At 50.2% G+C, this 11756-nt stretch carries 11 protein-coding genes; 6 read left to right on the top strand and 5 right to left on the bottom strand.

Translation table 11 applies throughout. The annotated features are described in order from the left end of the window. The first annotated feature begins 33 nt into the window (after nucleotides 1-33). The 5 genes from KDK19_RS22975 to pstB all read left to right on the top strand — a co-directional run bounded on the left by KDK19_RS22975 (nucleotide 34) and on the right by pstB (nucleotide 5210). The gene (locus tag KDK19_RS22975) at nucleotides 34-1260 is read left to right on the top strand and encodes a heavy metal translocating P-type ATPase (RefSeq protein WP_368736494.1); all 1227 of its coding nucleotides are present in this window, start codon (nucleotides 34-36) and stop codon (nucleotides 1258-1260) included. Between the two features lie 208 nt (nucleotides 1261-1468). After that, entirely contained in the window at nucleotides 1469-2518 is a 1050-nt protein-coding gene (gene pstS, locus KDK19_RS22970) for a phosphate ABC transporter substrate-binding protein PstS (protein WP_257282086.1), read from the top strand. A 96-nt stretch (nucleotides 2519-2614) separates the two neighbouring features. Next, nucleotides 2615-3526 (top strand): phosphate ABC transporter permease subunit PstC, encoded by a 912-nt coding sequence (gene pstC, locus KDK19_RS22965; protein WP_257253088.1) that lies wholly within the window; start codon nucleotides 2615-2617, stop codon nucleotides 3524-3526. Continuing rightward, nucleotides 3526-4368 carry a phosphate ABC transporter permease PstA gene (gene pstA, locus KDK19_RS22960; protein ID WP_257253087.1) on the top strand — a complete coding sequence of 281 codons (843 nt, stop codon included), beginning with the start codon at nucleotides 3526-3528 and terminating at the stop codon, nucleotides 4366-4368. Before pstC ends, pstA begins: the two co-directional genes overlap by 1 nt. A 92-nt stretch (nucleotides 4369-4460) precedes the next feature. After that, complete coding sequence (pstB, locus tag KDK19_RS22955; RefSeq protein ID WP_368736493.1) at nucleotides 4461-5210, top strand: phosphate ABC transporter ATP-binding protein PstB; 750 nt, start codon at nucleotides 4461-4463, stop codon at nucleotides 5208-5210. Nucleotides 5211-5350: 140 nt separating this feature from the next. Here the strand turns inward: pstB and tdh are convergent, their stop codons facing one another. Both tdh and KDK19_RS22945 read right to left on the bottom strand, forming a co-directional pair. Further along, a complete protein-coding gene (gene tdh, locus KDK19_RS22950; RefSeq protein WP_257282088.1) occupies nucleotides 5351-6376 on the bottom strand; it encodes an L-threonine 3-dehydrogenase in 1026 nt (341 codons plus the stop codon). 71 nt (nucleotides 6377-6447) lie between these two features. Beyond that, nucleotides 6448-7647: a glycine C-acetyltransferase gene (locus KDK19_RS22945; RefSeq protein ID WP_257253082.1), complete on the bottom strand. Its 1200-nt coding sequence runs from the start codon at nucleotides 7645-7647 to the stop codon at nucleotides 6448-6450. Nucleotides 7648-7805: 158 nt separating this feature from the next. Here KDK19_RS22945 and KDK19_RS22940 point away from each other — a divergent pair, with 158 nt between their 5' ends. Beyond that, nucleotides 7806-8003, top strand: a complete 198-nt coding sequence (locus tag KDK19_RS22940) for a hypothetical protein (protein ID WP_257282089.1) — start codon at nucleotides 7806-7808, stop codon at nucleotides 8001-8003. A 10-nt stretch (nucleotides 8004-8013) separates the two neighbouring features. On the opposite strand, the gene cysN is transcribed toward KDK19_RS22940, so the two are convergent. The 3 genes from cysN to KDK19_RS22925 form a co-directional block, all read right to left on the bottom strand. Then, complete coding sequence (cysN, locus tag KDK19_RS22935; RefSeq protein ID WP_257253080.1) at nucleotides 8014-9633, bottom strand: sulfate adenylyltransferase subunit CysN; 1620 nt, start codon at nucleotides 9631-9633, stop codon at nucleotides 8014-8016. Next, nucleotides 9633-10589 (bottom strand): sulfate adenylyltransferase subunit CysD, encoded by a 957-nt coding sequence (cysD, locus tag KDK19_RS22930; protein WP_257253079.1) that lies wholly within the window; start codon nucleotides 10587-10589, stop codon nucleotides 9633-9635. The genes cysN and cysD overlap by 1 nt, the downstream gene beginning before the upstream one ends. 166 nt (nucleotides 10590-10755) lie before the next feature. After that, a complete protein-coding gene (locus KDK19_RS22925; protein WP_306670844.1) occupies nucleotides 10756-11517 on the bottom strand; it encodes a Nif3-like dinuclear metal center hexameric protein in 762 nt (253 codons plus the stop codon). Nucleotides 11518-11756: the final 239 nt, after the last annotated feature.

Below are 11756 nucleotides of genomic sequence, written 5' to 3'. Positions count from 1 at the left end.
GTCGACACCAATACTTTTTAGTTTTCTGATCGCATCATTAACCTGATAGAAGAAGCGGAAGAACGCCGTGCACCGGTAGCCAGAATGGTTGATGCATTCAGTGCCTGGTACACCCCAGTGGTCATGGGGCTGGCAGCTCTGGTGATGATCATCCCTCCTCTGTTTACCGGCGCAGTCTGGACACACTGGGCCTATAAAGCCCTGACTCTGCTGTTGATTGCCTGCCCCTGTGCGCTGGTCGTATCCATTCCAGCCGCAGTCACGTCGGCACTGACTTCTGCTGCGCGCTCTGGTGCGCTGATTAAAGGTGGTGCAGCTCTGGAACAACTGAGAAATATAAGGATGCTGGCTTTTGATAAAACCGGCACCCTCACTGAGGGTAAACCCCGGGTTACCCGGGTGGTTGGCATCAGCGAGCAGGAATATAAAGTACTCTCTCTGGCAGGCTCTGTAGAAATGGGCTCCAGCCATCCTTTGGCTACTGCCATTATTGATGAAAGCAAAAGCAGGAATCTTACGATTTCAGAAGCCACTGATATTCAGGTTTTAACCGGCCGTGGGGTTCAGGGCACTGTCTCGGGGCGAGACATAAAAGTAGTGGCTCCCCGTTATATTGATGACAAAGATCTTGGTGTAAACAAATCCATCATCGAGTCCATGGAATCAGAAGGTGACACAGTAGTCGTGGTTCAAGACGGAGCAACCATTCTGGGGCTTATTGGCTTAGCCGACACTTTGCGTGATGACGCTGTTGAAGCGATCAGAAAACTAAAAAGTATTGGTGTCGACAGTATCATAATGACCGGCGACAACCGACGTGCAGCTGCCGCTCTTGCTGGAAAACTGGACATAGACTACCAGGCAGAGTTATTACCAGAAGATAAAGTTAAAGCAGTGCGAGCAATTCAGGCTCAACATAGTGGCGCTGTCGCCATGGTAGGCGATGGCATCAATGATGCCCCCGCCCTGAAAACCGCTGAGTTGGGCATTGCTATGGGACGAGGCAGTGACGTGGCTCTGGAAACCGCCGATGCAGCACTGACCCACGAGCGGCTGATAGAACTGCCCCGTATGATTCAGTTGTCAAAGAGAACAGCAAGCATTACCCGTCAGAATATAGCCCTGGCACTGGGCGTAAATACTCTGTTTCTGTTGACCACCCTGTTTGGTATAACGGGGTTGATGGCCGCTGTGCTTTCGGATGCGGGTGGTACGGTTTTGGTGACTTTGAATGCTCTGAGGCTTATGAGGCAAAAATGAAGACGATTGAATGATCCACCATCATTTTCATAAAATTCAAACAAACCTGTAACATTACTGAAATATTCCCCCCCTATTCTTGCACCCATCAAATTTTGAGGTAACAGAAAAATATTTTGCACAACCCACTGACAGATAACGGCGCGGCAAAAGATTTTTCTTGGTAAACGCAAGTACACTCCAAGCGAGTTTCTCGGGGAGAATAGAAGTGAAGTTACTGAAGTCTATTGTAATGTCCTCCATGCTGGCTGCAGCGCCTTTCTCTGCATCTGCCAAGACAGAAGTCATCAACGGTGCGGGAGCCAGTTTCCCTCATCCAATCTATGCCAAGTGGGCTGAGGAATACCAGAAAGAAACCGGTATTCGCATCAACTACCAGGCCATTGGTTCCGGCGGTGGTATCCGTCAGATCACTGCCAAAACCGTCGACTTTGGCGCCAGCGACGCCCCTCTGAATGAAGAGCGACTGGATAAAGAAGAAATGATCCAGTTCCCAATGGTGATGGGCGCTATTGTGCCAGTGATCAACGTTCCCGGCATTGAGTCCGGTGCTCTGAAGCTGACCGGTGAAGTCCTGGCAGACATCTACTTGGGCAAAATCAAGAAGTGGAATGATGAACGCATCACTGCTCTGAACCCGGATCTCGAGATTCCTAATCAGGCTATTTACGTCGTTCATCGTTCTGATGGTTCCGGTACCACTTACAACTTCACTGACTACCTGAGCCAGATCAGCCCGGAGTGGAGTGAGAAGATTGGCAGGAACACCGACATCACCTGGCCCAAGGAAGCAACCACTATCGGTGGTAACGGTAACGCCGGTGTCGCCAACTTCGTAGGCCGTACCCGTGGCGCTATCGGTTATGTTGAATATGCTTTCGCAAAACAAAACGACCTGACCTATACCCAGCTGGCCAGTGCTGATGGCAAGTTCCTGCAGCCAAGCATGGAGACCTTCCAGGCTGCCGCTGCCAATGCCGACTGGGAAAATGCTCCAGGCTTCGAGCTGCTGCTGAACAACCAGCCTGGTGCTGATTCCTGGCCTATGACCGCAGCGACCTTCATCCTGATGCACAAGGATCAGGTTAACGCTGAGAAAGCTGAGCAGATCATCGACTTTTTCGAGTGGAGCTACGAGAACGGCGGTGAACTCGCGGAAGACCTGGACTACATCCCAATGCCTGCAAGCGTAGTTAACATGGTAGAGAATGTCTGGAAAGAAGACTTGACCAGCAACGGACAAACCATTATCAAGTAACCGGTTATTCTAGCCTTTCTTAAACAGGAAACGAACGACAGCTGATCAGCATAGTGCTGGTCAGCTGTCTTGTTGTTGCTTATGCTTTTAACTGCGATGCCTAGCGCTATAAAGGGTGACTCAATCTTCTACAGACTGAGCTTCACCAGCGCCATTCTGATTTTTCTGGTGTTGATCGGGATTATCCTTTCCCTGATTGACGGCGGTTGGCTGGCTCTCTCCGAGTTTGGCCCCGGCTTTGTATTTCGAAATGTCTGGGACCCGGTAAACAGTGAGTTTGGGGCTGCCTCAGCCATTTACGGCACTCTGGTTTCTTCGCTTATTGCCATTGTGATTGCCATTCCTGTTGGGCTGGGCACGGCGATCTTCCTGGCCGAGCTGGCTCCGGACTGGATCAGTCGCCCCGTTAGTATGGCCATTGAGCTGCTGGCCGCTGTACCCAGTATTATTTACGGTATGTGGGGCCTGTTTGTCTTCGCGCCCTGGTTCTCAGAAGGCTTTCAATTCTGGGCACTGGAAAACTTGGTTGGCCTGCCTTTAATCGGCCACTGGTTTGACGGCCCTCCCATCGGCATCGGCCTGATGACGGCAGGCATCATTCTGTCATTCATGATTTTGCCCATTATTACGGCTTTGACCCGTGACGCCCTGAAAACCATTCCCAATGTGGTCAGGGAAGCGGCTTACGGTGTCGGCGCAACGCCCTATGAAGTCATTACCCGTGTACTGTTGCCAAGCATCAAGAATGCTGCAGTGGGCGCCGGAATCCTTGGTCTGGGTCGTGCCTTGGGCGAAACCATGGCGGTTGCTTTTGTCATAGGCGGCGCCAACCGTATAGAGACTTCGCTGTTCATGCCAGCAAGCTCTATTTCTTCTACGATTGCCCAGCAGTTCAACGAAGCGACTAATGAGATGCACATCTCAGCTCTGATCAGCCTGGGTCTCGTACTGTTTGTACTGACCTTTATTGTGATGGGTGCTGCCCGTCTGCTGTTGAGGAAGCGATAATGCCAGTCAGGAAACTCAAGAACTACGCTTTCATCGGCTTCTGCACTTTCTGTGCACTGTTTGGTCTGGTGGTTCTGGCCAGCGTACTGTACAGTCTGGTCGGAAAAGGTGTTTCCGGCATGGGTCTGCATGTCTTCACCGAACTGACTCCGGGACCCGGTAGCCACGGAGGCCTGAAAAACGCCATTATCGGCAGCTTGATTCTGACCGCTCTGGGTATTCTGATTGCCGCACCTCTGGGAGTAATGGCCGGAACCTGGTTGTCTGAATCTGACAAGAGCTCAAAAATTGCCGAAGCACTGCGCTTTCTCAACGGTATGTTGATGAGTGCACCTTCCATTCTGGTGGGCCTTTTTGTCTACAAGGTTGTGGTAGTCACCACCGGCTCCTTTTCTGGTTGGGCGGGTGCCATTGCACTGGCTATACTGGCACTGCCCATTATCGTCAGCACCACGGAAGAAATGCTTCGTCTGGTTCCCACCACCCTGAAAGAAGCGGGTAGCGGACTGGGCGCTCCGCGCTGGAGAGTCATTACCCAGCTATGCTATCGGGCAGCAGGCCCCGGTATTATTACCGGTATTCTGTTGTCTGTGGCCAGAATTACCGGTGAAACTGCTCCCCTGTTGTTTACCGCCCTGAACAGTAATTTTATGAGCACCGAGCTGGACAAGCCTATGGCTAACCTACCGGTGACCATTTATCAGTATGCCATGAGCCCTTTTGAATCCTGGAATGAACTGGCCTGGGCTGGCGCTCTGCTGATTACCGTATTTATTCTGATTATCAATATTCTGTCCACTGCTTTACCGCGTTGGATCAAAGCTCGAAAGGCAGCCAAATGAACATGAACATTGCTACTGCTCCTGCGGCTACAGAAAGCCTGAGTCAAATCAAGACAGAAACCGGCCTGACCGACGACCTTCTGCAGCCAAGAATGGAAATAAACGACCTCAGTTTCTTTTACAGCAAAGGTTCTGAGCCAGCCCTGAAGAACATCAACATGCCGATTTACAACAACAAGGTAACGGCTCTGATTGGTCCTTCCGGCTGTGGTAAATCGACTCTGCTGCGTACCATGAATCGCATCTTCGACCTTTATGGCAGCCAGTCAGCTGAGGGTGAGATTCTGCTGGATAACGAAAATATCCTGCAACGTGGTGTGGACCTGAATGAATTGCGCTCCAAAGTTGGCATGGTTTTCCAGAAGCCAACGCCTTTCCCGATGTCTATCTACGACAACATTACCTACGGTCTGAAGATGAAAGGTGGACTGAGCAAGCCGGAAATGGCCATTCGTGTGAGAAAAGCCCTGAAGCGTGCTCATCTATGGAAAGAAGTGAAAGACAAGCTGAATGCCGATGCCAGCAGCCTGTCTGGTGGTCAGCAGCAGCGTCTGTGCATTGCCCGCACGATTGCCCTGGAACCGGAAGTAATTCTGATGGACGAACCCACATCGGCTCTGGACCCACTGGCCACCAGCGCCATTGAAGAGCTGATTACCGAACTGCGTCAGAAGTACACCATTGTGATCGTGACTCACAACATGCAGCAGGCCATGCGTATCTCTGATTACACCGGCTTTATGTATCTGGGTGAGCTGATTGAGTTTGATAAAACCGGCAAGATCTTCAAAGATGCTGACAATCAGAAGACCCGTGACTACATCGCGGGTGACTTCGGTTAAGCCTCAACTACATAGCTTCTGTCTGGCAATTTGCAGTAATAGGAGACGTGAGATAAAAACAGTCGCAGTAAGCAGTGTCGTACATTGAATGGACAGGCCGATGTTGAGCATTTACCTCCTCAACATCGGTGGATGCACGGTCAGCTCCAGTCAAGAATCACTTTGCCGGACTGGCCGGAACCCATGATTTCAAAACCTTTCTGAAAATCATCCACGGGCATCCGGTGAGTAATCACCGGGGAAATATCCAGACCGGACTGAAGCATGCTGGTCATCTTATACCAGGTTTCATACATCTCACGGCCATAGATACCCTTGATCACCAGACCCTTGAAGATTACCTGGTTCCAGTCAATGGTTGTATCGCTGGAAGGAATACCCAGCAGGGATACTTTGCCACCGTAGTTCATGCTTTCCAGCATCTGTTGGAAAGCACGACCATTACCTGACATTTCCAGACCTACGTCAAAGCCTTCTACCATGCCCAGTTCTGCCATCACCTCTTTCAGATCTTCAGTGGCAACATTCACAGCGCGGGTGGCCCCCATTTCACGGGCCAGATTCAGACGGTATTCGTTTACATCAGTAATGACGACGTTACGAGCACCCACGTGTTTGCAGATTGCAACAGCCATTATGCCGATAGGACCAGCACCGGTGATCAATACATCTTCACCCACCAGATCAAACGACAGAGCTGTGTGTACAGCGTTACCAAATGGATCGAAGATGGAGGCCAGATCATCACTGATGTCATCGGGAATCGGGAACGCATTGGTCGCTGGTATGCAGAGGTACTCTGCGAAAGCTCCGTCTCGATTGACACCCACACCGACAGTGAAATTACACAGGTGACGACGGCCTGCACGGCAGTTGCGGCAGTGACCGCAGGTAATATGACCTTCACCAGAGACACGCTGGCCTATTTCAAAACCACGCACGCCTTCGCCCATCTCCACGATTTCACCAATGAATTCGTGCCCTACGTGCATTCCAACAGGGATGGTATTTTGAGACCACTCATCCCAGTTGTAGATATGCATGTCGGTTCCGCAGATCGCCGTTTTGCGAATCTTGATCAGAACATCGTTATAGCCAGCTTCCGGCCTGGGCTTGTCGGCCAGCCAGATGCCTTTTTCCGCTTTCAGTTTTGCCAGGGTTTTCATGTCAGGTTCCTTTTAACTCTGCTCTGCAGGCTCTTTGGGCGGCTCTCAGGAGACTCTCTCTAGGAGGCTCTCTAGGAGATAATGCCCAGCTCACGACCTACTTTGGCAAAGGCTACAATGACTCGATCCATGTGTTCCTGATTATGAGCAGCCGACATCTGGGTACGAATTCGGGCTGCCCCCCTTGGAACAACCGGGAAGGAGAATCCTACTACATAGATTCCTTCTTTCAGCATTCGTTCCGCAAACTCAGCAGCCAGTGAGGCATCACCCAGCATGACCGGAATAATCGCATGCCCATTACCTGCCAGTGTAAAGCCCAGCTTTTCCATCTCGGTGCGGAAGTAATCCGAGTTATGGCGCAGCTTCTCACGTAGCTCACCACCGGACTCCAGCATATCCAGAACCTTGATAGAAGCACTGGCAATGGTTGGACTCAGGGTGTTGGAGAACAGGTAAGGACGGGAACGGTTACGCAACCAGTCGATAACTTCAGGGCTGCGGGCAGAGGTATAACCACCAGAAGCACCGCCCAGAGCCTTGCCCAGGGTACCGGTAATAATATCCACACGATCCATTACGCCACAGTATTCGTGGGTACCACGGCCATTTTCACCGACAAAACCTACGGCATGGGAATCATCCACCATCACCATGGCATCGTACCTGTCCGCAAGATCGCAGACACCTTTGAGGTTGGCAATAACGCCATCCATGGAGAATACACCGTCCGTTGCGATCAGCTTGTAACGGGCACCTGCTTCTGTCGCTTCTTTCAGTTTGGCTTCCAGATCTGCCATATCGTTGTTGGCGTAACGGAAACGCTTGGCCTTACACAAACGTACACCATCTATGATGCTGGCATGGTTGAGAGAATCACTGATAACGGCATCTTCCGGTCCCAGCAGGGTTTCAAAAAGACCGGCATTAGCGTCAAAACAGGAGGAATAGAGGATAGTGTCATTCATGCCCAGGAATTCGGAAATGCGTTTTTCCAATTCCTTGTGCACATTCTGGGTACCACAGATAAAACGTACGGAGGCCATACCGTAACCGTATTCATCCAGTGCCTGCCTGCCTGCTTCTATCAGCTCAGGGGAATTGGCCAACCCGAGATAGTTGTTGGCACAAAAATTAATGACCTCTTCACCGGTGTTAACAGTGATATCAGCCTGCTGCTGGGAGGTAATAACTCGCTCGCTTTTGTACAAACCTTCTTTTTTAAGGTCTTCCAGCTGCTCACGCAGTCCAGCGTAAAAGTCGGCTTTCATTTCGGCTCCAGAAATCAAAAAATATGAGGGACTGGCCGGGACAGGCAGTTCATGCGCTCTTCTCAGTCAGACTCTTAGGGGAGCAGTCCCGATTCAACCCCCAAACACATTACAGGCTGAACAAAGTACCAATAACCCCATTGTAGAAGACAGCAATATTGAATCAGGGGGTCGAGACTCTGTACCAGCATTTATACGTATTTCGCCCGGACCCTGATGGCTCTGGTTCAGAGTATCCATTAAACAGGGCTATGCCCATTGAATTTGGAGATGTTTATGAAAGATCAGACAGTGTTCAGGAGCCTGTGGGATTTAAGTCAGGAAAAGGGGCTATCGCAACCGGAGAATTGCGATAACCCGTCTCTGTCACAAAGACAGAGAATTGACGAGAGCCGACAGACTGTCTGACTCGTTGATATTGTGTAAAACCTCAACCTGCAGGTCTTTCAGCTCAGTCCTGGCCATCAGAACAACCAGTCCCGCCTGAAGCAGGGCTTCTGTTTTCTGAACCCAGTGTTGATCCTGCTGATCAACGATGACAGGCAATAGACCACGATCAAACAAGTGACGCTCTACTTTCTGCAGATAAGCTTCAGAACCGTCAACCAGAACCAGAGCTGACTCCTGACGCAGTCGATTTGCCCTGTCACTGGCCAGAACCTTATCAGCGGTATCACCCTCATTAGCAACAGATTCAACCATACCAGCAGCAACGGTTGCATTGCTTAAGCGATCAATAACAATAAAGGCACCGGTTTGACGATTATCTACATAACGATCAAAAACAACAGGCTGCGTGAGTGCCAGCTTGCACGAGCCTATCTCATTCAGTGCCAGTTCATCGGCATCCTGTTGTTTCAGAGTGTTAATATCCACTCTATAGTTAATACCCGTAAAACTTCCTGCCACTTTAGTGGTGGCAAATTTAATCAGATACTGACGTCCTGGCTTCATTGCCTGCTCTGCCATCCAGACAACACTGGCATTCAGGCGAGAAGAAACTGAAATATCATCCCGGGCGTGCACCAGCATGTCACCCCGGCTGATATCGATCTCGTCCTTCAGTGTCAGAGTGACAGCCTGACCGGCAAAACCTTTATCCAGATCACCGTCGTAGGTAACTACTCTTTCAACTGCACTTTCCAGTCCTGAAGGTAGCACCTTAACTCTGTCGCCAGGCTTCACTGCACCAGAAGCAATGGTTCCGGCATAACCACGAAAATCGAGATCGGGTCGGCTCACGTATTGAACCGGAAGACGGAAATCATCGAGGTTACGGTCATGGGCAACCTCTACACTTTCCATTACTTCCATCAGAGTCTGGCCTGTGTACCAGTCAGCTTTTTCACTGCGATAAACAACATTATCGCCATCCAGAGCCGATACCGGGACAAAACGAACATCGCCCAGGTTCAGTGACTCGGAGAAATCCAGGTACTGATTCCGAATCTCTTCAAAACGTTTCTGGCTGAAGTCCACCAGATCCATCTTGTTAATAGCTACTACCAGATGTTTGATACCCAGCAGGCTGGCAATATAGGTATGACGGCGAGTCTGTGTCAGTACTCCCTGACGGGCATCCACCAGAATAATGGCCAGATCACAGGTGGAAGCACCAGTCGCCATGTTCCGGGTGTACTGCTCGTGACCCGGAGTGTCGGCAATGATGTATTTCCTGTTTTCAGTGGAGAAGTAACGGTAGGCCACGTCAATGGTAATGCCTTGCTCGCGCTCAGCCTGAAGACCATCCACCAGCAGTGCCAGATCGACTTTTTCGCCCTGGGTTCCAACACGCTTGCTGTCGTTTTCAACGGAAGCCAGCTGATCTTCATAGATCATGCTGGTGTCATGTAAAAGTCGACCAATCAGTGTGCTCTTGCCATCGTCAACACTGCCACAGGTCAGAAAACGCAGAATTTCTTTCTGCTCATGCCGACGCAGGTATTCCTGAATATCAGACTCGATCAGATCAGATTGATGACTCATTAGAAATAACCTTCCTGCTTTTTCTTCTCCATAGAACCGGCACTGTCATGGTCAATAACACGGCCCTGACGTTCAGATGTTTTGGTGAGCAACATTTCCCGGATCACATCAGGCAGAGTGTCCGCTTCTGACTCAACGGCTCCCGTCAATGGATAACAGCCCAGGGTACGGAAGCGCACTTTCTTCATCACTGGCTTCTCGCCGGGTTCCAGAGGCATACGTTCGTCATCAACCATAATCAGATTGCCATCACGCTCTACCACCGGGCGTTCCTTAGACAGATAGAGTGGAACAATGGGAATATTCTCGCGATAGATATACTGCCAGATATCCAGCTCAGTCCAGTTGGACAGGGGGAAGACCCGAATGCTTTCACCCTTCTCTACTTCACTGTTGTAGATATTCCAGAGTTCCGGGCGCTGATTTTTGGGATCCCAGCGATGGTGCTTGTCCCGAAAAGAGTAAACCCGCTCTTTCGCTCGTGATTTCTCCTCATCACGACGAGCCCCACCAAATGCAGCATCAAAACCGTGCTTGTCCAAAGCCTGTTTCAAGGCCTGGGTTTTCATTATATCAGTGTGTTTAGCGCTACCGTGGGAAAAAGGGCCTACGCCCTGCTCAACACCGTCCTGGTTGATATGAACAATCAACTCAAGACCCAGGTCGTCGACCAACCTGTCACGGAACTGAATCATTTCCCTGAATTTCCACGTGGTATCTACATGCATGAGGGGAAAAGGCGGTTTACCCGGATAAAAGGCTTTCATTGCCAGATGCAACATGACCGCTGAATCTTTACCAATAGAGTAGAGCATAACCGGGTTATCAAACTCGGCAGCAACTTCCCTGATAATCTGGATGCTCTCTGCTTCGAGCTGCTTCAAATGGTTGAGGCGCTCTCCAGAAAGCTCGTTAGCACCTTCTTGAGTGCTCTCCTGAGTGGCTGTATCAGACATGAATGCTAGACCCGAAGCTGGCTAAAAATTGTTCTTAGCTCGAATACTAGCAGCACCATTGGAATATAAAACAAAAAAACTATACCAATAATTCATAACATTATATTAACCCCAAAACGCCGCCGGAAACGCAATAAGGTATCCATCTGCCTATTCAGCCTGAAAATCAAACGGGAGAATCGATATCGACAAAAGTATGTTCAATAGCCTGCTTTTCTTGCAACCATTCGCCCAGAGCCCTGACACCGTAGCGCTCAGTAGCGTGGTGTCCGGCGCTGATGTAGTGAATGCCATTTTCACGGGCAAAATGAACCGTCGATTCGGAGATTTCACCGCTCACAAAAGCATCTACCTTCAGATCCAGAGCCAGATCAATCATGCGCTGGGCAGCACCAGTACACCAGGCCAGAGTTTTGATCTCATGGTCACCGCCCGAAATCAGCAGAGGTTTACGACCCAGCTTTTCTTCAATCTGCTCCCCCAGAGCTTCCAGAGAAACGGGAGCCACAGGTGCTCCCCAGTTACCTACAGAGCGATTTTTTCCCGGCTCCATGCCACCCTCTGTCTTCCAGCAAAGGAGTTTGGCTAACTGGGCATTGTTACCCAACTCCTGATGCCCATCCAGCGGCAGGTGATAGCTGATTAAGCTGATGTTGTGCTTGAGAAGCGTTTCAATCCGGCGCTTCTTCATACCTACAATGGCAGAATCTTCCCCCTTCCAGAAGTAACCGTGATGAACCAAAATAGCGTTGGCGTTGAGTTCAATGGCCCTATCAATCAAGTCCTGACAGGCGGTTACACCGGTCACAAGATGTTTAACCTGATCGCTCCCTTCGACCTGTAGGCCGTTGGGGCAATAATCTTTGAACAGCCCTGGCTGAAGTTCATCATCCAGGATCTTCACCAGCTGTTTCAGGGTGATGCTCATTCTCCACTCCACTGTTTATTGAATCTGAGAGCCTTTGACGCCATGTTTATCGACCCGCTTTGCACAAGTTTCGGGGCTATCTATCAGCCAAGAAATACAGGTATATTAAGGAATTATACCGTTAAAAACGAGAAGTCCAGTAATACCAAGGGCTGTAGGGGAATACCAGCTCTCAAACCTAATGATTGCCTACATTTGCGCCTTCGTAAGCGTCACTTTCACTACCAAAGGCGCATAGG

Origin of the sequence: Endozoicomonas sp. ONNA1 (assembly GCF_024606325.1) — a bacterium.
In the GTDB taxonomy this organism is placed as follows: Bacteria; Pseudomonadota; Gammaproteobacteria; order Pseudomonadales; family Endozoicomonadaceae; genus Endozoicomonas_A.
Note: the sequence above shows the minus strand (reverse complement) of the source record. Positions and strands in the feature narration are given on the sequence as shown.